This window comes from Roseibium algicola, from assembly GCF_001999245.1.
In the GTDB taxonomy this organism is placed as follows: Bacteria; Pseudomonadota; Alphaproteobacteria; order Rhizobiales; family Stappiaceae; genus Roseibium; species Roseibium algicola.
Genome location: NZ_CP019630.1, coordinates 5965090 through 5988577, shown reverse-complemented (window position 1 = coordinate 5988577; position 23488 = coordinate 5965090). Strand labels below are relative to the sequence as shown.

At 57.3% G+C, this 23488-nt stretch carries 18 protein-coding genes; 11 read left to right on the top strand and 7 right to left on the bottom strand.

Annotated features, from left to right (window positions below):
- Window positions 1-13 precede the first annotated feature (13 nt).
- Window positions 14-1267: a sarcosine oxidase subunit beta family protein gene (locus B0E33_RS27715; RefSeq protein ID WP_077293746.1), complete on the bottom strand. Its 1254-nt coding sequence runs from the start codon at window positions 1265-1267 to the stop codon at window positions 14-16.
- Window positions 1268-1659: 392 nt separating this feature from the next.
- Between B0E33_RS27715 and B0E33_RS27710 the strand changes: the two genes are divergently transcribed.
- Window positions 1660-2772, top strand: a complete 1113-nt coding sequence (locus B0E33_RS27710; protein WP_022999395.1) for an S-(hydroxymethyl)glutathione dehydrogenase/class III alcohol dehydrogenase — start codon at window positions 1660-1662, stop codon at window positions 2770-2772.
- A 151-nt stretch (window positions 2773-2923) separates the two neighbouring features.
- Entirely contained in the window at window positions 2924-3751 is an 828-nt protein-coding gene (fghA, locus tag B0E33_RS27705; protein ID WP_077292997.1) for an S-formylglutathione hydrolase, read from the top strand.
- A gap of 1 nt (window position 3752) precedes the next feature.
- Here the strand turns inward: fghA and B0E33_RS27700 are convergent, their stop codons facing one another.
- The 5 genes from B0E33_RS27700 to B0E33_RS27680 all read right to left on the bottom strand — a co-directional run bounded on the left by B0E33_RS27700 (window position 3753) and on the right by B0E33_RS27680 (window position 9647).
- Window positions 3753-4826 (bottom strand): lysophospholipid acyltransferase family protein, encoded by a 1074-nt coding sequence (locus B0E33_RS27700; protein ID WP_077292996.1) that lies wholly within the window; start codon window positions 4824-4826, stop codon window positions 3753-3755.
- A complete protein-coding gene (locus tag B0E33_RS27695) occupies window positions 4823-6253 on the bottom strand; it encodes a cytochrome P450 (protein ID WP_077292995.1) in 1431 nt (476 codons plus the stop codon). Before B0E33_RS27695 ends, B0E33_RS27700 begins: the two co-directional genes overlap by 4 nt.
- A gap of 57 nt (window positions 6254-6310) precedes the next feature.
- Window positions 6311-6706 carry a DUF423 domain-containing protein gene (locus B0E33_RS27690; protein ID WP_228148042.1) on the bottom strand — a complete coding sequence of 132 codons (396 nt, stop codon included), beginning with the start codon at window positions 6704-6706 and terminating at the stop codon, window positions 6311-6313.
- 64 nt (window positions 6707-6770) lie between these two features.
- A complete protein-coding gene (locus tag B0E33_RS27685) occupies window positions 6771-8813 on the bottom strand; it encodes a M3 family metallopeptidase (protein WP_077293742.1) in 2043 nt (680 codons plus the stop codon).
- 225 nt (window positions 8814-9038) lie between these two features.
- A complete protein-coding gene (locus B0E33_RS27680) occupies window positions 9039-9647 on the bottom strand; it encodes a pyridoxamine 5'-phosphate oxidase family protein (protein WP_022999389.1) in 609 nt (202 codons plus the stop codon).
- 484 nt (window positions 9648-10131) lie between these two features.
- Between B0E33_RS27680 and B0E33_RS27675 the strand changes: the two genes are divergently transcribed.
- From B0E33_RS27675 to lhpI, 7 genes are all read left to right on the top strand, one after another.
- Entirely contained in the window at window positions 10132-11478 is a 1347-nt protein-coding gene (locus B0E33_RS27675; RefSeq protein WP_031268785.1) for a substrate-binding protein, read from the top strand.
- An 89-nt stretch (window positions 11479-11567) separates the two neighbouring features.
- Window positions 11568-12596 carry a branched-chain amino acid ABC transporter permease gene (locus B0E33_RS27670; RefSeq protein ID WP_022999387.1) on the top strand — a complete coding sequence of 343 codons (1029 nt, stop codon included), beginning with the start codon at window positions 11568-11570 and terminating at the stop codon, window positions 12594-12596.
- Between the two features lie 4 nt (window positions 12597-12600).
- Window positions 12601-13737, top strand: a complete 1137-nt coding sequence (locus tag B0E33_RS27665) for a branched-chain amino acid ABC transporter permease (RefSeq protein WP_075282584.1) — start codon at window positions 12601-12603, stop codon at window positions 13735-13737.
- Between the two features lie 11 nt (window positions 13738-13748).
- Window positions 13749-14504 carry an ABC transporter ATP-binding protein gene (locus B0E33_RS27660; RefSeq protein ID WP_022999385.1) on the top strand — a complete coding sequence of 252 codons (756 nt, stop codon included), beginning with the start codon at window positions 13749-13751 and terminating at the stop codon, window positions 14502-14504.
- Window positions 14501-15280 (top strand): ABC transporter ATP-binding protein, encoded by a 780-nt coding sequence (locus tag B0E33_RS27655; RefSeq protein WP_022999384.1) that lies wholly within the window; start codon window positions 14501-14503, stop codon window positions 15278-15280. Before B0E33_RS27660 ends, B0E33_RS27655 begins: the two co-directional genes overlap by 4 nt.
- Window positions 15281-15412: 132 nt before the next feature.
- Window positions 15413-16513: a calcium:cation antiporter gene (locus B0E33_RS27650; RefSeq protein WP_228148041.1), complete on the top strand. Its 1101-nt coding sequence runs from the start codon at window positions 15413-15415 to the stop codon at window positions 16511-16513.
- Between the two features lie 102 nt (window positions 16514-16615).
- Complete coding sequence (lhpI, locus tag B0E33_RS27645) at window positions 16616-17560, top strand: bifunctional Delta(1)-pyrroline-2-carboxylate/Delta(1)-piperideine-2-carboxylate reductase (protein WP_055653978.1); 945 nt, start codon at window positions 16616-16618, stop codon at window positions 17558-17560.
- A gap of 35 nt (window positions 17561-17595) precedes the next feature.
- On the opposite strand, the gene B0E33_RS27640 is transcribed toward lhpI, so the two are convergent.
- Window positions 17596-18447, bottom strand: a complete 852-nt coding sequence (locus B0E33_RS27640; RefSeq protein ID WP_022999381.1) for a GNAT family N-acetyltransferase — start codon at window positions 18445-18447, stop codon at window positions 17596-17598.
- Between the two features lie 382 nt (window positions 18448-18829).
- Between B0E33_RS27640 and B0E33_RS27635 the strand changes: the two genes are divergently transcribed.
- Both B0E33_RS27635 and B0E33_RS27630 read left to right on the top strand, forming a co-directional pair.
- Entirely contained in the window at window positions 18830-21454 is a 2625-nt protein-coding gene (locus tag B0E33_RS27635; protein ID WP_167579608.1) for a caspase family protein, read from the top strand.
- Window positions 21455-21762: 308 nt separating this feature from the next.
- Window positions 21763-23388 carry a caspase family protein gene (locus B0E33_RS27630; protein WP_077292993.1) on the top strand — a complete coding sequence of 542 codons (1626 nt, stop codon included), beginning with the start codon at window positions 21763-21765 and terminating at the stop codon, window positions 23386-23388.
- Window positions 23389-23488 lie beyond the last annotated feature (100 nt).

Below are 23488 nucleotides of genomic sequence, written 5' to 3'. Positions count from 1 at the left end.
CTTGTGATCTCCCCTAGTGGGCCACGGCCGCTGCAGCGGCTTCGTCGATGAGGCGGCCGGTCCGGAACCGGTCGATGGTGAAAGGTGCGTTGATCGGATGCGGCTCATCCTTGGCAATCGTATGCGCGAAGACATGGCCGGATCCGGGTGTCGCCTTGAAGCCGCCTGTGCCCCAGCCACAGTTGACGTAGAGCCCCTGAACCGGGGTTTTCGACAGGATGGGCGAACGGTCAGGCGTCGTGTCGACGATGCCACCCCAGTTGCGAAGCATGCGCATGCGCCGGAAATGCGGGAATAGTTCGCAGATCGCGTCGATTGTGTGGTTGGTGATGTGAATGCCGCCAGCCTGCGAATAGGACACGAACTGGTCAGTGCCCGCACCGATCACAAGCTCGCCCTTGTCGGACTGCGAAATGTAGGCATGGATCGTATTTGACATGACCACGCACGGGAAGGCGGGTTTCACGGGTTCGGAGACCAGTGCCTGCAGGGGGAAGGATTCCAGCGGCAGCCGGACGCCGGCCATGTCCATGACGACAGACGTGTGACCGGCTGCGACGACACCGACCTTCTTGGCCTTGATGAAACCTTTGACCGTTTCCACACCCTCGATGGCCCCATTCTGGCCGCGGCGGATGCCGGTGACGGCGCAGTTCTGGATAATGTCGACACCCAGGGCATCAGCACCGCGGGCATAGCCCCAGGCGACCGCATCGTGACGGGCGGTGCCGCCGACGCGCTGCAAGGCTGCGCCCATGACCGGATAACGGATGTTCTTTGAAATGTTCAGAGGCGGGCAATATTCCTTTGCCTCTTCCGGCGTCAGCCACTCATTCTGAACGCCTGCCAGACGGTTGGCGTGAATGTGGCGTTGTGCCACCTGAACGTCGTGAACCGTGTGCGCGAGCATCATCACGCCACGTGCAGAATACATGACGTTGTAGTTCAGTTCCTGGGACAGGTTCTGCCACAAGCCCATTGCGTGATTGTAGAGCCCGGCGCTTTCCTCCCACAGATAGTTGGAGCGCACGATGGTCGTATTGCGACCGGTGTTGCCACCGCCGAGCCAACCTTTTTCGATGACCGCGACGTTGCGGATGCCGTGTTCCTTGGCAAGGTAATAGGCAGTTGCCAGACCGTGCCCGCCGGCGCCGACAATCACGACGTCATATTCGGCCTTGGGTTCCGGAGCGCGCCACTGGCGGCCCCAGTTCTGGTGCGCGGAAAAGGCGTTTTTCGCCAGTTCCAGAAAGGAATATCGCTTCATGAAGCAGCGGCTCCGCACGTTGCCGGCAAGCAAATCGGATAAATCCGCTCGGCCGGCCGTCAGGGTCAATACGCAATTGAACGACGACTTTAGCGACACGGCCGGAGTCTCGTCCATTGGGAGGCATATTCGCGATTGGGGTCGAGGTTGCGTATAAGGTTTCAGTCGCATGCTTGTCTGAATGCGACATGGGTGTCTTACGGCCTGCGATGAATTGTGCCAGACTAACCAAACCCTCGGAGAAACAATGGATTTCAGCGCTTCCTGCAAGGTGTCGGGCGGGGTAGATTTCATCGAATAGCGCAATCCCGACAGCGGATGCCGCATCGGTTCTTGCATTTGCAGATATGGACGTTAACTCTCCCCGGGAAACACACATCAGGAGATCCTTCATGGAAGTTCGCGCCGCTGTGGCCGTTGGGGCCGGAAAACCGCTTGAAGTCACCACTGTAAGGCTTGAAGGCCCGCGCGCTTTTGAAGTGCTGGTGGAAATCAAGGCAACCGGCATCTGCCATACCGATGAATTCACCCTGTCGGGTGCGGATCCGGAAGGTCTGTTTCCCGCGATTCTGGGTCACGAAGGGGCAGGTGTCGTTGTCGAGGTTGGCCCGGGTGTGACTACCCTGAAGCCGGGCGACCATGTCATTCCGCTCTACACGCCGGAATGCCGGACCTGCGAATATTGCCTCAATCCGAAAACAAACCTCTGCCAGTCGATCCGCGCGACACAGGGGCAGGGCCTGATGCCGGACGGCTCGTCCCGATTCTCGACCCTCGATGGTGACCCGATCCTGCACTACATGGGCACATCGACCTTCTCCAACTACACGGTCGTACCGGAAATCGCTCTGGCGAAGATCCGTCCGGACGCGCCATTCGACAAGGTCTGCTACATCGGCTGTGGTGTTACGACCGGCATCGGTGCGGTGATCAACACCGCAAAGGTGGAAATCGGTTCGCGTGCGATTGTCTTCGGCCTCGGCGGCATCGGTCTGAACGTTCTCCAGGGTCTGCGTCTTGCCGGTGCCGACCAGATTGTCGGCGTTGACCTGAACCCGGAAAAGAAAGAGATGGCGGAGCGTTTCGGCATGACCGATTTCGTCAATCCGAGTGAAGTAGACGGCGACCTTGTTCCGTATCTTGTGAACCTCACCAAAGGTGGGGCCGACTATACGTTCGATGCGACCGGCAACGTGAATGTCATGCGTACGGCGCTTGAATCAGCCCACAAGGGCTGGGGCGAGAGCATCATCATCGGTGTTGCTCCGGCTGGTGCTGAGATCTCGACTCGTCCGTTCCAGCTTGTGACCGGCCGCGTCTGGAAAGGCACCGCATTTGGTGGCGCGCGTGGCCGCACGGACGTTCCGAAGATCGTTGACTGGTACATGGACGGCAAGATCGAGATCGATCCGATGATCACCCACACGATGCCTCTCGAAGACATCAACAAGGGGTTCGATCTGATGCACTCCGGTGAATCGATCCGCTCGGTGGTGGTTTACTGATCGAACGTCAGGCGTACCCCGCCGACATTTTGCCAAGGCGTCGTCCCTGCGAAAGCGGGGACGCGCATGCTGCGTCTCTCCGGTCTGGCAAGGCAAGGCCGGAGAAGTCCTTTTGGATAGGCGGCTATTCAGAGATTGGAATTGACTGACAATGAAAACCCTTTCCGAAAACAAGTCCTTTGGCGGCACCCAAGGTGTCTATAGCCACATGTCGGAAGCCTGTGGTTGTGAAATGACTTTTGCGGTCTACATTCCGCCGCAGGCCAAGGACGGCCCCGTGCCATGTCTTTGGTATTTGTCGGGTCTGACGTGCACCCATGAAAACGCCATGACCAAAGCCGGGCTGCAGGCCCATGCCGCCGAGTTTGGTATTGCCGTCGTCTTTCCGGACACCAGCCCGCGTGGCGAGGGCGTTGCCAATGATGAGGCTTATGATCTGGGGCAGGGGGCGGGCTTCTACGTCAACGCGACAGAGACTCCATGGGCGCCGCATTTCCAGATGGAGACCTACATTGCCAGCGAATTGCGCGATCTGGTGACCGAGAACTTCCCAGTTTCCGTGCATCACGGGATCACCGGGCATTCCATGGGCGGGCACGGCGCGTTGACGCTGGCAATGAAATATCCCGGGCATTATCAGTCATTGTCAGCCTTTGCGCCGATCGCAAACCCCACGGCTTCCGACTGGGGCCGCAAACAGCTTGGGGCCTATCTCGGAGCTGATGAGACACTCTGGACAGCGCATGACGCGACGGTTCTGGTCAAGGAAAAGGGCTGGGCCGGTGATGTTCTGATTGATCAGGGTGCAGGCGATCAATTCTACGAACTGCTCAAACCCGCTGCACTCATCGATGCATTGACCGAAACGAAGACGGCTCACACCTACCGCTTGCAGGCAGGCTACGACCATTCCTATTATTTCGTGTCAACGTTCGCGCGCGACCACGTCGCCTGGCATGCCGAGCGACTGAAGGGTTAATCTACCACTTTCGGACTTGGTTCTTTTCGCTCAAGGCTTTCGCGTAGGCGCTTTGGGCGAATTTTCTGGGCAATCTCAATTCGCCTAACATGTACCATTCTTCGATGTGTTCGAGAACGATCGGTTCGAACACATCGTTCATGGCCCGGATTGTTTCCTGTAGATCATAGCCGGTGGTTTCTTCAGGTCTTTGCAGAGGTGGCAGAAGGACCATCCTGAAACGGGCCGGTCCCAGTCGCACAAGATATGTCGGGATAATTGTGCCGCCGCAGGAATTGGCGATCTTTACCGCGACGGTCGCATTTCCTTTTTTCGGTAATGGTCGACCGAAACTGGGCAGATGGACCTGCTTGTCGCGAACTTCGTCCACGAAAATGGTCATGGAATACTGCCCGTTGTTCATCAACCGGTGCAGCCGATACGCGCTTCTTTGACCCGGTGGGAAAAGATACTGGTTTCGCTCCTTGCGGATCGCATGAACAATGCGGTTCTTGAACCGGTTGGGTTCAGGTTGAAATGGACCGATGCTCGGTCCGGCGAGCCCCTCGTGTATCGCCACGAAAAGTGCTTCCCAGGTGCCAAGATGCATGGATGTGAAGATCACTGGTGCGCCTTTGGCCTGCGCCGCTTTCAGATGTTCCAGCCCTTCAACTTCAATACGAGCACTTTTCCATAACTTGTTGACGATGCAGAACTCGGACATCGTTCGGCCGATGTTGTGCCACCATCGTTTCAGTCCCGCTTTCCGGCCCGTGTCGGTGTTCCAGCGGTTGACGGTCAGCGTTTCAAAATTACGGCTGATGCGCTGCGGAAACAGTTTGTCTCGATATGACCAGCGCATTACCGGCACGAGCAAATTGCCGAAAGCCGATGCGAATGCTGGTGGGCACAGCTTCAGCGAATGATGAAAAAGGGTGTTCAGGACACCGTCCTTGACATGAACGAACCAGTGAAGCCGAGCTGCCTCCCGCTCTGCCTCCTGTTGAGAAAAGAGGTCCCGTAGACGAGGAGCGGCGGGCTCTTCTGCAAGAGTTTCAGCGAAGGGAATATCTTCCAGCCGCGTCTGTTTGGTCATGAATGGCGCGGGTGCAGCGTCATTGGCAGGTTTTCACCAGGGCGCAAGGTCAACCGCGCTACCGGCTGGACGTCCGTGCCGTCTTTCAGCTTGAGTTCGAAATCCTGGGCGAGAATGGCCAGGCTGAGAATTGCTTCTGTCATGCCGAATTGCAGTCCGGCGCAAATGCGCGGGCCGATGCTGAAGGGGACATACCCGTATTTATTGGGTTTTTTCGATTTCGGATTGAGAAAACGGCCGGGATCAAAAACGTCCGGTTTCGACCATAGCACCGGATTGCGATGCATAAGCCATGGCACCACCATGACCAGCGAACCTTTTGGCACTGACTTGCCGCCGATGCTTGTGTCGGCCATTGCCTCTCGCGCAAGGATCGGGACCGGCGGATACAGCCGCAAGGTTTCCTCGATGACAGCCTTGGTGTAGGGCAGGTTGGGAACGTCCTGGAATGTTGGTGACCGGTCGGCGAGGACCGTGTCGAGTTCGGCCTGCAATTTTGCCCTACTCTTGTCGCATTGGGACAGCAGGAACCAGGCCCAGGCCAGTGTGTTGGCAGTTGTTTCATGGCCGGCCATGAAAATCACGGCAGCTTCGCTGATGATTGCCTCACGGCTCAGTGGTTCGCCGTTCTCGTCTCTCGCTTCCAGCAAACCGCCAATGACGGATGCTTCGCCTTTTTCCTTCTGCGCTTCGTAGTTGGCGATGATCTTGTCGAGCACCGTCATGATGCGCTCGACAGGTTTCTTGATCGCACGGCCACGAAAACGTGGCAGCCATTCGGGCAGTCCGAAGAGGGAGAGGATGTCGACCTGGTCGATATGGCGCTGATAATCCGAAAAACCCTGAACGACTTCGGCAGCATGATCCTTGCCCAGCTGGCGTCCAAAAATGGTCCGGCAAATGATCTCTGCTGTCAGGTGTGCCATATCGGCGAGCGCATCGACCTCAGCGCCTTCGCCCTGCGATGCCCAGTCGGCTCGCTGTTCCTCGATGGTTTCGATCATGATCGGCGCGAATCCTTTGACGCGCGAGCCGTGGATGATCGGTGCTACCACCTTGCGGCGTTTCGCCCAGGTTTCGGTATCACTGATAAAAAGACCGTCGCCGAGAAGAGGCTGCAAGGCATGACGCATTTGCGGGCTTTTGCGCTGCAAGACCTCGTGATTGGTCTGGAATGCTTCACGAACCACGTCTGGCCGGTTGCAGATCACCAGTTCACGAGTGAAGATCTTTTTGCTTCTGAGGCGGCTTTGAAAATCATCAACGCCCCAAATAGATAGAAAATTGCGCTTGGCCATGCCGATCAGGCTCCAGACCGGCGGCATCTTTTCATAGCGGAACGGGTAGGGCGGCACGAAGTCTTCAGCCTTGGTGGCTGTCGGTTCGGCCTTTTGGGTGTCGCCTGAAATTTGTGCGGAAACAGTCACTAAAAAAATCCGAATTGGTTCTGGTTTTACCGGAATAACCTGTCAGATGGCTTTTAGTCACTTGGGCCGAACACGTAAAGCACAGAGCGCGAGCATCAGCCATCCGAGGATCACCATCATGCCTCCGATTGGCGCCGACATCGCAAACAGGCGCCTTTCCAGAAAAGCCCGCATCAACAGGTCACCACAGAACAGGGACAGTCCTGCGGCAAGGAATATCAAAACGACGGGAAGGAGCGGCACTCTCCGCAATTGGGCGAGAAGGCCGATGCCCAGGAACACAGGCGCGTGAAACAAAAGCATGTGTGCAGCGGTTTCTATCAGGCTTGACGCGCTGGCGTGCGCGGACAATGCCAGACTTACGACGCCGGCTGCACCTGAGACACTGGCCATGGCCATGCCCGTTCTGAGAAGAGGAGCGGTCGGGGTCGCCTGAGGCTGCATGTGGGTCATCCGGTTTGTCCTGGAAACGTTTGACCCGCCGGCGCAAGCCGGCAGGCCTGGAGAAGGGGTCGGATCAGGCAGCAAAGCCGCGCTTTTCAAGAAGAGCATCGATCCGTGGCGCACGCCCCCGGAATGCGAGATACGCGGCTTCCGGGTCCTGCCGGCCACCGGCTGAATAGATGTAGGTCAACAGTTTTCCAGCCGTTTCCGGATCAAATACGTTGCCCTTCTCTTCAAATGCCTCAAACGCGTCCGCATCCATCACTTCCGACCACATGTAGCTGTAATATCCAGCCGCGTAGCCGTCGCCCGAAAAGACATGCTGGAAATGCGGGATACGGTGACGCATCGTGATGGCTTGCGGCATGCCGATCTTGCCGAGTTCTTCATTTTCGAAGGCTGCAACATCTAGTTCTGCCGGATCTTCCAATTGATGGAGTTCGAGATCGATCAGTGCGGAAGCCGTATACTCTACCGTCGCAAATCCCTGATTGAAATTGGCGGCAGCAAGCAGCTTGTCGAGAAGTGCCTCGGGCATCGGTTCGCCGGTCTTGTAGTGAACGGCGTATTTTGAAAGCACTTCGGGTTGAGACAACCAGTGCTCATACAGCTGAGAGGGCAACTCGACGAAGTCACGCGAGACGCTGGTGCCCGAGATCATGGGGTAGGTCACATTCGAAAGAAGACCGTGCAGGCCATGGCCAAACTCGTGGAACAGGGTCCGGGCATCATCGAACGTCAGCAGTGTGGCTTCACCCTTGGCACCTTTGGAGAAATTCATCACATTGACGATGATCGGCGTTACGTCGCCTTCCAGCCTGTGTTGCGACCGGAATGCACTCATCCAGGCACCGGATCTTTTTGACGACCGTGCGAAATAGTCTCCCAGAAAGAGACCGACGTGATTGCCATCCTTGCCGAGTACTTCAAACACCCGGACATCCGGATGGTAGACTGGCATGCCCTTGAGTTCTTTGAAAGTAAGCCCGAAGAGACGTGTTGCCGTGTCAAAGGCAGCCTGGATGATGTTTTCAAGCTGCAGGTAAGGCTTCAGCTCCGTTTCATCCAGATCGTGTTCGGCCTTGCGGACTTTTTCGGAATAAAAGCGCCAGTCCCATGCCTCGATAGAATGGTTTTCGCCGGCATTGCGCGCCATATCCGCCAGCTTGGCTTCTTCTTCCCGCGCCTGAGCGACCGCCGGTTCCCAGACCTTCACAAGCAGGCCTCTGACGTTGTCAGGCGTCTTGGCCATCGTGTCGTCGAGCTTGAACTCCGCAAAGTTCTTGAAACCGAGCATCCGGGCTTTCTCGTCCCGCAGTTTGAGGGTTTCGCTGATGATTGCCCGGTTGTCGGTCTGGCCGCCGTTTTCTCCACGGGCGGACCATGCCTTGAAGGCTTCTTCACGCAAACGCCGGTTCGTGGAAAATTGAAGGAAAGGTTCGATTGAGGAACGGGAAAGCGTGATGACGTGCTTTCCGTCAAGCCCTCGTTCGTTTGCAGCTTCGGCAGCCGACGTCAGCAGGAAGTCAGGCAGGCCGGCACGGTCTTCCTCGGTTTCCAGAACAAGCTGATAATCCGACTCATCCTTGAGTACGTTCTGGGAAAAGCTGGTGCCGAGGGTGGCAAGTCTTTGCGAAATGTCAGCCATCCGCGCCTTGCCGGCATCGTCAAGGCCTGCACCGGCCCGCTGGAACATTTTCTGATACCGCTCGAGCACGCGTGCGTCTTCGGAATTGAGTTCAAGCGAATCCCTTTGTTCCCACAATGCAGCAATCCGGCCGTATAGCTTGGAATTCAGCAGCATTTCCGAGGAATGTTTGGCAAGCTTCGGTGCAACGTCGCGCTCGATCTTTTGCAGGGCCTCATTGGTATGGGCACCGGTCAGGTTGAAAAACGTCCTTGCAACCTTGGTGAGCGTCTTTCCTGACGTCTCCAGGGCAACAATCGTGTTTTCAAAAGTCGGCGCCACCTCATGATCGGCGATCCTGTCAGTGTCCGCCTTGGCTTCCGCCATGGCGGCGTCGAATGCTTCCTCGAAATGCTCGGGAGAGATCGTTTCGAAGGGAGGCAGGTCGAACGGCGTGGTCCAGTCGGAAAGAAGCGGATTGACGGTCATTTGTGCCTCGGAAGGTATCTTGAAGGATGTCAGCGACATATGGCGCAGATTGGGATCGGTTCCAAGCACTCTGCGGCTAAATAGCGCCTTGAAGCCGGTCAGGCCGCAGAACGCGATATGGCAACCGGTGTTACTGTTTGGTGGGTAAGGAAGGCAACGGCAATCGCTTGCCTCATGATGTCTTGTATCGGTCGTTCGATGTCATTGGCATCCCTTGGAGACCGCTTACCACATCGAAGTCTTGGCACGCTCCGGCCATTCGCGGTCATAGGTTTCACCATCGAAACTTGCCTTGATTTCCTTCATGATTTCACCTGGTGACGGCAAGTCGCCCTTGCCGGTCCTGTTCTCGGTTTCCCAGAGGCCGGCACGCATGATGGCGCGTGCACACTGGAAGTAGACCGAGCCGATCGTGACCACGATCACCGAACGAGGCAAATGGCCTTCTTTCTCGAAGCTGGCAATAAGGTCCTGCTCGACGGAAAGTACTGCCTTGCCGTTGATCCTCAGAACGTTGTTCCAGCCGGGAATCATGAACATGAGCGAGACACGCGGGTCGCGAACAATATTGCGCAGCGAGTCGATCCTGTTGTTGCCCCGCCGGTCGGGCATCAGCAGCGTCTGGTCATCCTGTATCCTGACAACCATGCCGTCGTCGCCGCGCGGAGAGCAGTCGAGCCCTTCTGGTCCACAGGTTGCAAGTGTGCAGAAGTTGGAAGCCTCGACAATCCTGCGATACGCAGGGCTCAGATGATCGATTTCCTTGATCAAGGACGCTTCTCCGGCAGTACCGTAGTGTGCGTGAAGGTCCTCAAGGGAAGTGAGGATGCTCATTGAAATGATTCCGGGCGGGTGTACGGGGACGAAGGCGAGAGCCGCAGCTTATCCGCCCGTATCCGTCTCCGTCAATTTCGCCGCGGACGTCCTTTGAGCTCCGTCCGATCTTGCACTTTGGTCTAACGTTTTGAAATTCCGGATTTTTGAACCTTTACGTCAAGGTAATTTCGCGTTGCGGTATGCGTGAGAAGTAAGTGGCTGAAAATCAAAAAGAAACAAAATGACGCAATGCAATAAAAATCGCGAGAAAATTCGAAGATTAGCCGTGATTACTTCGAAAGTATAATGAGTTGGTGAGGGTGAGCGATCCGATAGTCGTATTGCTGTTTTGCAGATGATTTTTTTACAGTCGTTGCAGCTTGCAGTTTTGGTGCGGAGGAGCCGGGATCCCGGACGGGGAACAAGCCGGAATTGCTTGCAGCTGTACAGCTATTGCAGGCGTGCCCGAGGTGGGTACGCGACGCCTTTCTGGGAGGAAAGTATGAGCTTAATTCGTAAACCCCTCAATCGTCGTTCCATTTTGCGCGCTGGCGCATTGGGCGGTGCCGCATTGGCAACGCCGACCATTTTCACCAGCCGCGCATGGTCTGCCGGTTATCTCAACGAACCGACAGGCGCTGAAGTCGTTCTGGGCTTCAACGTTCCGCAGACCGGCGCATATGCCGACGAAGGGGCAGACGAACTGCGCGCCTATCAGCTTGCCGTCAAGCACCTGAACGGTGAAGGCGACGGCGGTTTGTTGAACACCTTCTCGTCGAAGGAACTCAAGGGCAACGGCGTCAACGGCAAGAAGGTCGCCTTCGTGACCGGTGACACGCAGACCAAGTCTGATGCAGCCCGTGCATCCGCAAAGCGCATGATCGAAAAAGACGGCGCTATCATGATTACCGGTGGTTCTTCCTCCGGTGTGGCGATCGCCGTGCAGTCGCTCTGCCAGGAAGCAGGCGTCATCTTCATGGCGGGTCTGACCCACTCCAACGACACCACCGGCAAGGACAAGCGCAAGAACGGTTTCCGTCACTTCTTCAACACCGAAATGTCCGGCGCTGCGCTGGCTCCGGTTCTGAAGAACAACTACGGCACCGATCGCAAGGCCTATCACCTTACCGCCGACTACACCTGGGGCTGGTCTCAGGAAGAATCCATCAAGAAGTACACCGAAGGCATGGGCTGGGAGACAACAGCTGCCGTTCGTACGCCGCTTGGCGCTGGTGACTTCTCGCAGTACATCACGCCGGTTCTGAACTCCGGTGCTGACGTTCTTGTTCTGAACCACTATGGCAAGGACATGGTGAACTCCCTGACCCAGGCTGTTCAGTTCGGTCTGCGCGACAAGCAGGTCAACGGCAAGGACTTCGTGATCGTGGTTCCGCTGTACTCTCGTCTGATGGCGCAGGGTGCCGGTGAAAACGTGAAGGGTATCTTCGGCTCCACCAACTGGCACTGGTCGCTGCAGGACGAAGGCTCCAAGGCTTTCGTCAAGTCCTTCGGTCAGGAATACGGCTTCCCGCCGAGCCAGGCTGCGCACACCTGCTACGTCCAGACCCTGCTTTATGCCGATGCCGCACAGCGGGCTGGCACGTTCGATCCTTGCGCGATCGCCGCAGCTCTCGAAGGCTTCGAGTTCGACGGCATGGGCAATGGTCCGACCCTCTATCGTGCAGATGACCACCAGTGCTTCAAGGACGTTCTGGTCGTGAAGGGTAAAGAAAACCCGAGCTCCCAGTTCGACCTTCTCGAAGTGGTGGAAGTCACTCCGCGTTCGCAGGTCGAATACCCGGCAGACATGCTGGGTGGCGAACTCGGCGCGTGCAACAACGGCGCATAAGCTCTTGAACGTCGGCAGCCGCCGGAGGATCTCCGCCGGCGGCTGCTGCTTATCAGGACGCAAGTGACGCAGCAAATAGCGGCAAGACCATGGATGTGATTATTCTTCAACTGCTGAACGGGTTGGACAAGGGCGGAGCATACGCGCTGATCGCCTTGGGACTGACCCTGATTTTCGGGACCCTTGGGGTCGTCAACTTCGCGCATGGTGCCTTGTTCATGCTTGGTGCGTTCTGCGCGGTGTCGTTCAACAAGCTTCTCAGCCTGGAGATCGTGACGACGGATCCGACCAAGACGACGGCGTGGGGAACTCCCCTCGAAATCCGTACACCCTACATCGAGGCATACCTCGGAGACTTCGGTCACTGGGTGCTCAACTATTCGGTGCCGGTTTCCATCCTGCTTGCCATTCCGGTCATGCTGCTTTTCGGTTTCATCATGGAACGCGGCCTGATCAAGCACTTCTACAACCGGGCGCACGCCGATCAGATCCTCGTCACCTTCGGCCTCGCTATCGTTCTTCAGGAAATCATCAAGTCGATTTTCGGCGCCAACCCGATCCCGCAAACCGCGCCAGATGCCGTACGCGGAGCAGCCGACATCGGAGCTGCCCTCGGCTTGGATCCTGGCGTGATCGTCTATCCGTACTGGCGCATGGTCTACCTTGCCTTCGCAGGCGCCATCATCGCAGCCGTCTTCGCCTTCCTGCAATTCACCACCTTCGGCATGGTTGTCCGGGCCGGCATGGCAGACCGTCATACGGTCGGGCTGTTGGGCATCAACATCGAGCGCCGTTTCACCATCGTTTTCGCGATTGCCGCAGTGGTCGCCGGTCTAGCCGGGGTCATGTACACGCCGATCCTGCCGCCCGACTATCACATGGGCATGGACTTCCTCGTGCTCAGCTTCGTCGTGGTGGTTGTTGGCGGCATGGGGTCGCTGCCTGGAGCCGTCGCGGCAGGTTTCCTGCTCGGCATCCTGCAGTCCTTCGCATCGATGAATGAAATCAAGGCCATTCTTCCAGGCATCGACCAGATCATCATCTATCTCGTTGCTGTGGTCATCCTTCTCGTGCGTCCGCGCGGGCTGATGGGCCGCAAGGGCGTCATGGAGAACTAAAAAAATGTCTACAAAAACATCTCCTGCACGCGACTACATCTTCTTTGCGATCTTTGCTGTCGCGGTGCTTACGATGCCGATCTGGCTTGAGCCGATTGGTGCCGGTTATCCCGACCTTCTGCAGAAGTTTGCAATCTTTGGTCTCTTTGCGACTGGTTTCAACATTCTGTTCGGTCTGACTGGATACCTGTCATTCGGCCATGCCGCGTTTCTGGGTGTCGGTTCCTACACCGCAGTCTGGACGTTCAAGCTGCTTGGCATGAACCCGATCCCCGCCGTGATCATGGCAATCATCGCGTCCGGCATCTTCGCACTTGCCATCGGCTATGTGTCGCTGCGCCGGTCGGGCATCTATTTCTCGATCCTGACGCTCGCTTTCGCTCAGATGTCCTATAACCTGGCCTATTCGGTTCTGACGCCAATCACCAACGGGGAGACCGGCTTGCGTGTTCTGCGCAGCGACCCGCGTCTGTTCGATGGCAATGGCGGTCAGGAAGGCCCGCTGATCGCGAACCTGTTCGGCATTGAAATGACCGGGTGGGGCGGGTTCTACTTCTGTGCGGTCATCCTTCTGATCGGCTTCTTCGTTGCACAGCGGATCTTCCGGTCGCCTTTCGGCATCATGTTGCGCGCCGTGAAGACCAACCAGAACCGTATGACCTACACCGGCCTCAATCCGCGTCCCTACACACTGGCGGCGTTCGTGATCTCGGGAATGTATGCAGGTCTGGCCGGTGCTTTGATGTGCATCACCGATCCGCTGGCGGGTGCTGAACGCATGCAATGGACTGCGTCGGGAGAGGTCGTTCTCATGACCATTCTCGGCGGCGCAGGCACCTTGCTCGGCCCGATCTTCGGTGCGGCGCTGATCAAGTATTTCGAGAACATCTTCTCTGCCTTCAACGAGCAGACCCTGCATGAGATTTTCGGTTTCCTTCCGGACTTTATCGAAGGCCCCGTCATCTCCGTTGCCGGCCTGTTCGTCGGTGAAGGCTGGCATCTTACGCTCGGTGTTCTCTTCATGCTGATCGTTATCTTCCTGCCTGGTGGCATCATGGAAGGCGTGTCCCGGATCGGTAAGCTGTTCAAGCGGTCGTCCGGCAAGTCCGAACCGAACCGTGCAACTGCCCCTGCAGAGTAAGGAACAAGAATATGGAAATCCTACGTGTAGAGGGCGTCAACAAGTCGTTCGGCGGTCTGAGAGCCCTCAACAATGTCAACTTCTCGGTGGAGCAGGGCACTGTTCACGCGATCATCGGGCCGAACGGAGCGGGTAAATCGACCTTCCTGAACTGCATGATCGGCCGGTTGATCCCGGATACCGGCACGGTGAAGTTCGGTGATATCTCGCTCACAGGCATGAAGCCCTACGAGATCAACCAGGTCGGCGTTTCTCGGGTGTTCCAGACCCCTGAAATTTTCGCAGAACTCACCCTGCTGGAAAACGTCATCATCCCCACCATGGCAAAGCGCGACGGACAGTTCTCACTGCGTCCGTTCAAGCGGCTCGATAGGGATGCGGAAATCCAGGACAAGGCACTTCACATGCTGGAGGACGTCGGCCTGGCGGAGAAAAAAGACGTTATTTCCGGTTCCCTGTCACGTGGTGACAAGCGCCGGCTCGAGCTGGCCATGTGCCTCTCGCAGGATCCGAAGCTGCTGCTTCTCGATGAACCGACCGCGGGCATGTCCCGCGCCGATACCAACAACACGATCGATCTTCTGAAACGGATTGCCGGACGCGGTATCACCAAGGTGGTTATCGAACATGACATGCATGTCGTGTTCTCGCTTGCCGACAAGGTCACCGTGCTCGCACAGGGAACGATCATCGCGGAAGGCAAGCCTGAAGAGATCAAGGGCGACCCGCGCGTACAGGAAGCTTATCTCGGAGGAGCGCATCTGTGACCCTACTTGACGATCAGTTCAGCGGCCGGTCCGCTCCCGGCGTCCCGCCGCGCAAATCTCAAGGCGGCGCCCCCGCATTTTTCTCTGCGTGGGACCTGCATGCCTATTACGGCGAAAGCTATATCGTTCAGGGTGTCAGTTTTGACATTCGTGAGGGCGAGATCCTTGCACTTCTGGGCCGCAATGGCGCAGGCAAGACATCGACGTTGCGTGCAATCGCCCGGATGGAGGATCCGCAGCTGAAACATGGCGAGGTGTGGCTCGATCACAAGCCGCTTCACACCATGAAGAGCTTTCAGGCAGCCCGCCAGGGCGTCGGCCTCGTTCCGGAAGACAGACGCATCATTCCGGGACTGACGGTTCAGGAGAACCTGGAGCTTTCGCAGATTGCCGAGCCGGTCGGATGGTCGATCGAGCGTATCTACGAGCATTTCCCGAGGTTGGCCGAACGACGGTCGCAGGACGCCATCACCATGTCCGGCGGCGAACAGCAGATGCTGGCTGTTGCACGTATCCTCGCGCGCGACATCAAACTGCTGTTGCTGGACGAGCCCTATGAAGGCCTCGCACCGGTGATCGTTCAGGAGATCGAGCGCATCCTCGAAGGCGTGAAGGATCTCGGCATCACGACCATCATTGTTGAACAGAACGCAATCGCGGCGCTTCACCTTGCCGACAGGGCGGTCATTCTGGACATGGGAGAGGTCGTGTTCGACGGATCTGCACAGGAAGTCCTCGACAATCCGCAGCTACGTCAGGAATACCTGGCGATCTGACCCTGCGGACATTTCAGAAGCTGAAGGCCGGTGCCAAGCGCCGGCCTTTTTTTGTCTGCCGGCATTGGTTGAAGGCGGCGGCGGCGGCCTATAGTCTGTCCAGACTGTTTTCATTTTTTATCGGGTTTCTTTGTGACCAGCCTCAAATCGGAATTGCCGAGCTTCACTGGATTTGCGGTCTTTGCCGCCTTCACCTTCGCGGGCGATGCCTTGAAACCGGAAACGATCGGGATTGTCCCGTCGCTGTTGCTACTGGCGGTCATATTCGTCACGGTTATGTGGTGCGCCTTTTCGGTCGTCCGGCACGCGGAATGCCTGGCAACCCTGCTTGGCGAACCCTTCGGTACCTTGATCCTGACACTGGCGGTCATCGGGATCGAAGTTGCGCTGATTGTTGCGATCATGCTGTCGGGCGACGCCATTCCGACGATGGCACGCAACACGATGTTCTCGGTCGTGATGATTGTCCTGAACGGGCTGGTTGGCCTGTGTCTTTTGGCAGGCGGTCTGCGCCACAAGAACCAGACCTATAATCTGCAAGGCGCGAATGCGTTCCTGTCGGTGCTTGTGCCTCTGGCAATCTTTGCACTCGTGTTGCCGCGCATCACCCACTCGGCTCCTGGCGGAGAGCTGTCTCCGCTACAGTCAGCGTTCGATGTCGTCATGTGCCTGCTGCTGTATGGCGTGTTTCTGGCGATCCAGACGGTAACGCACAGCGATATCTTTCGGCAGCCCGACGACGACGGCCATGATGAAGGGCATCATGGCGTGGTCGTCCGGTCGATGCCATTTCACATCATTGGCCTGTTCGGGGCACTTCTTCCGATCATCCTCCTGTCGAAGAAGCTCGCACTCTATGTGGAATTCGGTATCGAGGGGCTGGGAGCACCGCTGGCCTTGAGCGGGTTCATTGTTGCGGCACTTGTGCTGATGCCCGAGGGGCTCAGCGCTTTGCAGGCTGCACGTGATAACAAGCTTCAGCGCGCTGTAAATATCTGCCTTGGATCCGCGGTGGCGACCATTGGTCTGACAGTGCCAGCCGTTCTTCTCGTAAGTTGGGTGACAGGACTCAAGATTGAGCTCGGCCTGGAACCTGCCGACATCATCATGCTCGTGCTGACCCTGTTCATAAGCCTGTTGACGTTCGGCAGCAGGGCGACGAACTATCTCCAGGGCGCGGTTCATCTGGCACTGTTCGCCGCCTATGTAATGATGATCTTCGACTTGTCCTGAAAATTACGCTCTCCTGGAGTTTTTCGTCCGAGCAAATGCTTGGACTGCTCCGGGGAATATGATTTGTATCAATAAAGTTAACACTTAACAGATTGGCCCAACATGCTGCTTTTGACCGAAGACCAGACCCGCGATGCGTTGCCATATCCTGATCTGATAGACGCTTTGGCAAAGATGTTCCGGTCTGGCTGCGTGATGCCAACCCGCCACCATCATGACATGGAAATACCCGGTGAACCCGATGCGACTGTGCTGCTGATGCCGGCCTGGGTGCCGGGCGGATATGCGGGCGTAAAGGTGGTCAATGTGGTTCCGGGCAATTCGGAGCGCAATCTTCCCGCAATTTCTGCGCAATACCTTTTGTCGGATGCACGAACCGGAGAGATGCTCGCGCTTATCGACGGTGGCGAATTGACAGCCAGGCGCACCGCAGCGGCCTCCGCACTTGCGGCCAGCTACCTGGCTCGCTCCGACGCGCGGCATCTGCTGGTACTCGGCACCGGGCGCCTTGCTCCCAATCTGATCGCCGCGCATATGGCCGTTCGTTCCATTGACGAAGTCACCATCTGGGGGCGGTCCAGGGAAAAGACGGAAGAAGTCGTGCGCTCGCTTGCCGACCAGTTCCCGGTGAAACTGAAGTCAGCAACAAGTTTGAAGGAAGCGCTTGGGGAAGCGGATATCGTCAGTGCCGCAACTCTCTCTTCCGAACCCTTGATCAAGGGTGCCTTGTTGAAGCCGGGAACGCATGTGGATCTTGTGGGGGCCTTCAAGCCCAGCATGCGCGAGAGTGACGACGATCTTGTCAAGCGGGCAGAGATCTTCGTGGACACCCGCGATGGGTGCCTTTCCGAAGGTGGAGATATCGTTCAGCCGATCAAGGCCGGGGTATTGTCGCCAGGCGAAATCAAGGCTGACCTGTATGAGCTTTGTCGGGGTGACCATCCTGGCCGGCAGAGTGAAGAAGCCATCACCATGTTCAAGTCGGTGGGGGCAGCGCTGGAAGACCTTGCCGGCGCCATTCTTGCCTACCAGTCAGTCGAGCATTGATTGGAAACACACAGGGCGCGGGGCGGACTGCCGCCTCAGCCCAATTCGAATGTTGTGATGCCGTAGAGCTGGTCCAAAGGCAGATCGGGTGCCAGGCCGCGATACATGCGGAAGGTTTCAAATTCCGGTGACAGCTCGTATTTTTCCGCCATCAGCAATGCTGCCGCATTGGGTTCGGGCGTGTCGAGGATAATGGTCTGTCCTTTGACCTGACCGGCAAGTGTGCGGAACAAGGTATCGGCAATTTCCGGCTCATCCGCGAAAAGGGGCCCGATCTTGTAGCCTTCATGGCACTGGCGGATAATGCCGTAGCCCCTGACATGACCATCTTCGACAAAGGCAAAGCCGCGACGTGTTTCCAGCATGGGGGCGGCCCAGGTCTTCAGGAATTGCGTGCGTTCAGCCGGAAAGAAGCGTTGGTCATAATCACGTATGCCGGGAAAAAGGCCATGACCCAGTGGTGCAAGGCGCGGGTCCATGGGCGTATCGCACATTGAGATGCCGGCATGCCGGATGTTCCGGTAGACAGATTTGAACCCGTGCTGGGCATAACTCGCAGTCTGCTCATTTACCGCATCCAGACCGATGACCCGAGACCCCAGATATGCCATTGCATGGTCCCAGATCCGGTGGCCGTATCCCATGGTCCGGAATTCGGGCTTGCAGATATAGAGCCCGATGAAGCCGAATGTATCGCCGTAGCGGACTGCCGAAATAACGTTGATCAACTTTCCGTCTATTTCGCCGGCAAAATACCCGTTCGGATCGGCTGTGAAGAATGCTGGGCCGTCTTCAATCCCGGGGTTCCAACCTTCCTCCATCGCCAATTCGAGTGGAATGTGAATCTCACTTTCCTTCAGCTGGCGAATCCTGAACGCGTCTGTCATCTGACCTCCCGAGCATTTGCAGGCTTTTGCAGCAGCGTAGGATGACTCGAAATGAAAAGAAACACTTGCCTGAGGTGGCATTCCCTCGGCTTTGCCTGAACAGCTGACGGTTGCTGATGTCGTCTCCCTTGCGTCGGAACCACAAGTGTGCATCACTTTCCCTAAGGGTATTTGATCGACGGGGGCGCCGGACGCTTTGGAGCCGGAAGTGCCTCCGTGTGAGTTCCATCACAGACAGGCAGCAGCTCTAGCGCGATAGTTACACGCGGATTTAAGCGCTGAGGACGTTATGCAGAAACGGGATTATCGACCTCTTGCCACACGAGTTGGCAAATCTATGACCTCCACCAAGCCTGTTGGCCGGTTTAGGAAAGCTGTCAGGATGGGCCTTCTGAGCCTGCCGGTGGGGGCTGCTCTTGCATTGCCTTCCGCCCAGGCGATGGCACAGACCGAGGACGGGCGCAGGGTTGCGCTGGTCATCGGCAACCAGGAATACCAGTATGTGACCCCGCTGGAAAATCCCGTTACGGACACGACGGAAATCGCCAGGATCCTTCGGGAGGCCGATTTTGATGTGACGATCGGCACGGACCTCAACAAGAAGGATCTGGAACAGGTCGTACGCCGGTTCCTGCGGGAACTGAACGACGGCGACACGGCGCTGTTCTACTATTCCGGTCATGCGCTTCAGGTTGGCGAATCCAATTTCATTCTTCCTGTCGACGCCAAACTGTCCTCTCAATACGACCTGGAATTCGAAAGCCTCAAGGTGTCCCATCTGTTGGACTACATGAAGGCCGCTTCCAGCCTGCAGATCGTCATGCTTGACGCCTGCCGGGACAACCCGTTCGAAATCGCAAGCCTGTTTTGGGGCGAGGAAGAATATTCGCTCGGAAAGACCAGAGGGCTGCGCCGGATTCCGAACAAGCTCGGCACATTCATCTCCTATGCCACACGTCCTGGTCAGGTTGCCTACGACGGCAAGGGGCCGATGAGCCCGTTCACCTCTTCTGTGGTCGAAAATGCTCTTGATCCGGCGCTCGAGATCAAGGACCTGATGACCAAGGTTCGCGATGACGTGGTTCGCAAGACCGGCGGCCAGCAGATCCCATATGAGGATTCAACGCTCGTCACCAGCTTCTATTTCGTACCGCCCAAACCGGCTCCGATCGTGACTGCTCATCACAGGGTCAGTGTATCTGCATCGGCTGAATCCGTCCCGATCAGCATCCCCGAACCGGTTCAGCCGGAAGGTGGAAAGCTGAAGGCGAAGCTCACCTTGCTACCTGAAAAAGGTACCTTGAAGCTGCCGGGAGGCCGGGCCGTTGCCGAAGGGGACGTGATAGATGCGGCAGAGCTTGCCAGTCTCGAGTTCTTTCCGGAAGGCACCCAACCCGGCGACGTGGAACTGATCTCCTACGAGGTAGAGGACCAATGGGGTGGTTCTGCATCCGCGATCGCCTCAATTACGGTCGCACAGGCCGAAACGCCGGTGCAAAACGAGCAGGTGGAGGAAAACCGCACAAAGCGGCTTGAAGCTCTCCTGTCATGGCTGGGCAACACGGCCTCAAAGGGAGCGGTAGAAGCTGATATCGGCACCGGCCCCGTAAACGTCTATCCGGATGCGCCTGTCGAGGATCTGCCGGCAACAAGCGATTGGCTGAAGGTTGTCTCTGTCGATACGGACCTGCAGCTTGCTTCCGACAACCGATTGCTGCAGGCCGGCGACCGTTTTCCTGTTTCTGCGCTCGCGACGTTGACCGTCCGTCCGCAGATCGGCAGCGAAAGCGAAGCGCGGAAATTTGCTCTGGAATTGCCGGCTGTCGAAGGAACGCCCGCCAGAACCATCACGCAGATCGTTCAACCCCGTGTAACGCAGTGCGATCGCCTGGCAACCCAGCCTTTCGATTTGCAGGCGGTTACGGAAGGACGGCTCGCCAATGATCTTGATGCGGCGGCTGTGGATACGGCCTGCGCCGAAGCGATGGCTGCCTACCCGGAGATCGGCCGGTTCGTCTTCCAGCGCGGTCGTGGAGCATTTGCCGCCGGTAACCTGCAACAGGCTGTCGGTTACTTTGAACAAGCCTACCAGATGGGACATGTTCGTGCCGGCCAGGTGCTGGGGCGCATGTATTTCCTGGGTGCCGGGATCGATCGTGACCGTGAGAAGGCTGTCGACCTATACCGCAAGGCTGCGGAGCGGGGAGACGCCTATGCTCTGCATTCGCTTGGTATGGCCGAGATCAAGGGCGAAGGCACGGCCCAGAACGAAAAGGACGGCCTGGACAAACTGCTGCAGTCGGTGGAGGCAGGCCACACGTTCTCGTTCAATGCCATTGGTGGCTTCTACCTGAATGGCCAGCACGTGGAAGAAAACATCGACCGCGCCGTTTATTACTACAATCGCTCGGCATCGCGGAACGACATTTATGGCTACCTGAACATGGGGACGCTGTACCGCGATGGTAAAGGTGTGCCGCAGGACTATGAAGCAGCGCTTGGCTGGTTCATGAAAGCACATGAAGGCGGGCACCCCGCCGCAGGCACGGCCATCGGACTGCTTTACTACAATGGCCAGGGTGTTGAGAAAAACGCGGAAGAGGCAACTCGCTGGTTCCGTGAAAGTGCCCAGCGCGGAGATCCCTGGGGTGCATTCAACACCGCGTGGATGCTTGGCCAGCAAGATGGCGATGCCGCAGGCCAGGACCGTGTTCGCATGCTTGCCATGGCTGTGGCTGTTGAACCGTCTTCGCAGGCTGCCGAGCAGGCAAAGACCGCTCTCGGCGATGCGCGGAAAAACCTCAAGGCAAAGGTGTTGCAACAGACCCTGACCGATCTCGGTTTCGATCCAGGACCGGTTGACGGGCAGCCGGGACGGAAAACCCGTGAAGCCCTGGCCGACTTCTTTGAAGCCTCTGGACGGGCGCCTTCCGAAGGCGATGAGGCCCTGATTGCACTGGTAAAGCATCAGTGGGAACAGAACCGTCCCAGATATGATCTGTTTTAATCGTTGAGGGAGATATTCAGATGAAATCGTTCTTGTACTTATTGCCAGTCACAGGACTGCTGACGCTGATGGTGGCAGGATGCCAGACACAGCAAAATCCGGCTCCGCAAGCAGTCTCACCCCCACAAAGTGCAAAACCAGTAACACGGACAAAGACGACAACAAGCCCAGCTTCTTCGCCTGTGTACGATCCCATCAATGATCCTAGTTTACGGGATCGGGATAATGGTGGAGGTGGCGGCGGCGGTGGCCCAAGTGGCGGCGGCGGCGGTAGCTGGGGCTAACCTCGCACAGAAAAGGTAACACCGATGAATGTTCCATTTGGCCTGGCGTCCGGACGATATTTCTGGGCCAGAATGTGCGGCCTGTTTCTTATTGCGGTGAGCTTTGGCTCGACAGCGGAAGCCGGACAGTGGCGAGCACTCGTTGTGGGCGTCGACGCCTATCAGCACGTTTCTCCCTTGAAGGGGGCGGTCAATGATGCGCGAGACATCGCCGAAACACTGACAGCTGCCGGTGTTACCGACCTGACCACGCTATACGATGCCGATGCGTCAAGGCAGGCAATCCTTTCGTCGTGGCAGGATCTCATTTCCCGCGCGGACGCTGATGATGTTCTTGTTTTGTCCTATGCTGGGCACGGGGCGCAGGAGCCCGAGTGGGTAAAGGGTTCGGAAGAAGACGGCATGGACGAAGTCTTCCTTCTGGCCGGTTTCGATATTGCAGCTCCGGGTAATGGCGAGAGACTGCGAGACGATGACATCGCCGCAATGCTCCGGGCTGCTGGTGGACGCAGTGTTCTGGTTCTGGCAGATAGCTGCCACTCAGGCACAATGACCCGATCCGTGGACCCGCGTATCACGCGGCTGGGGACGCGGCTGGTTGGTTTACCACCGTTCGAGAACGACGCCCTTCGCTCTCAACCTCTTCCGCCCATGCTGGCCAGAAACGCGCAGCAGTCAGGCGATGTCCAGGACCTTCCCAACGTTATCTACGTAGGCGCTACTGTCGATGGACAGGTCATCCCGGAGCTTATGATTGCCGGTGAACCGCGCGGTGCCTTGAGCTGGGCCTTTGCGCGCGGTGTCGAGGGAAGGGCGGATCTGGATCGCGATGGCGGTATCTCAATGGAGGAGCTCAGCCTGTTTCTCAAGGAAACCGTGCGGGTCGCAACGGAGGGACGCCAGTCGCCCAGCCTGACCATGAGCGGTGACAGCCGCGCCGCTGTCCTGCCGCGTGTCAACGAGCAGATATTCGCACATGAAAACGGCGTCTTGACCCTGTCTGCGAGCACCAATGCTGCCACACCGGTATTGCAGCAGCTGGCCGGCAAACAGGAGGGCCGCCTCAAGGTCGTTGAAGATGGGACCGCGGATCTGTTCTGGGATGTGGAAGAAGGCGACGTCCTGACCAAATTTGGCGACGTGGTGCTGCGCGGCAAGGCGACCAACATCGACCGGTTTTCCGATGTTGTGACCAAATGGGGTTTTCTGACCGATCTTTATGCCTTGTCGCGTGAGCGCCAGCCTATTGAAGGAACACTCCAGCCGTCAGTCGGGCATATCCCTGAAGGAGATGCGTTCAAGGTTGGTCTTAAATCGGACCAGTCAGGCAATATGGCCGTGTTCGCGCTGGAAGCAGACGGCACGCTTCGTCTGCTTGCCCCCAACAAGAAAGCGGATCCGCTTGGCAAGGACACCACGGTTCAGGCAGCCAAGCCTTACGTGTTGAACTTGAGGGCTGCCCTGCCGTTCGGTGCGGACCATATCGTTATGGTACGGGCGGCCAAACCGATGCCTCAATTGGTCGGCGTATTGGCTGCACTCGATGGCAAACCTCTGAGCGCCGAGCTGACACCAAAATTGCTTGAGTTGATTGGCCAGTATGCAGATGCCGTGGGTATTGCCGGTGTCTACACGGAGCCTGCCGGCTGACACGCGAGGTCTCCTTCTATCTTGTTGCGCTTGAAAAGAATTTTTGTGACCATGGCCACACTCATTTCGCCATCCTCTGGTAATATCGAACCATAGTCAG

Coding starts and splice junctions, on each gene's coding strand:
- B0E33_RS27665 (WP_075282584.1), top strand. CDS start 12,601: ATGTCTACAAAAACATCTCCTGCACGCGACTACATCTTCTTTGCGATC.
- B0E33_RS27710 (WP_022999395.1), top strand. CDS start 1,660: ATGGAAGTTCGCGCCGCTGTGGCCGTTGGGGCCGGAAAACCGCTTGAA.
- B0E33_RS27675 (WP_031268785.1), top strand. CDS start 10,132: ATGAGCTTAATTCGTAAACCCCTCAATCGTCGTTCCATTTTGCGCGCT.
- B0E33_RS27680 (WP_022999389.1), bottom strand. CDS start 9,647: ATGAGCATCCTCACTTCCCTTGAGGACCTTCACGCACACTACGGTACT.
- B0E33_RS27640 (WP_022999381.1), bottom strand. CDS start 18,447: ATGACAGACGCGTTCAGGATTCGCCAGCTGAAGGAAAGTGAGATTCAC.
- lhpI (WP_055653978.1), top strand. CDS start 16,616: ATGCTGCTTTTGACCGAAGACCAGACCCGCGATGCGTTGCCATATCCT.
- B0E33_RS27660 (WP_022999385.1), top strand. CDS start 13,749: ATGGAAATCCTACGTGTAGAGGGCGTCAACAAGTCGTTCGGCGGTCTG.
- B0E33_RS27690 (WP_228148042.1), bottom strand. CDS start 6,706: ATGACCCACATGCAGCCTCAGGCGACCCCGACCGCTCCTCTTCTCAGA.
- B0E33_RS27670 (WP_022999387.1), top strand. CDS start 11,568: ATGGATGTGATTATTCTTCAACTGCTGAACGGGTTGGACAAGGGCGGA.
- B0E33_RS27685 (WP_077293742.1), bottom strand. CDS start 8,813: ATGACCGTCAATCCGCTTCTTTCCGACTGGACCACGCCGTTCGACCTG.
- B0E33_RS27635 (WP_167579608.1), top strand. CDS start 18,830: ATGGGCCTTCTGAGCCTGCCGGTGGGGGCTGCTCTTGCATTGCCTTCC.
- fghA (WP_077292997.1), top strand. CDS start 2,924: ATGAAAACCCTTTCCGAAAACAAGTCCTTTGGCGGCACCCAAGGTGTC.
- B0E33_RS27715 (WP_077293746.1), bottom strand. CDS start 1,267: ATGAAGCGATATTCCTTTCTGGAACTGGCGAAAAACGCCTTTTCCGCG.
- B0E33_RS27700 (WP_077292996.1), bottom strand. CDS start 4,826: ATGACCAAACAGACGCGGCTGGAAGATATTCCCTTCGCTGAAACTCTT.
- B0E33_RS27630 (WP_077292993.1), top strand. CDS start 21,763: ATGAATGTTCCATTTGGCCTGGCGTCCGGACGATATTTCTGGGCCAGA.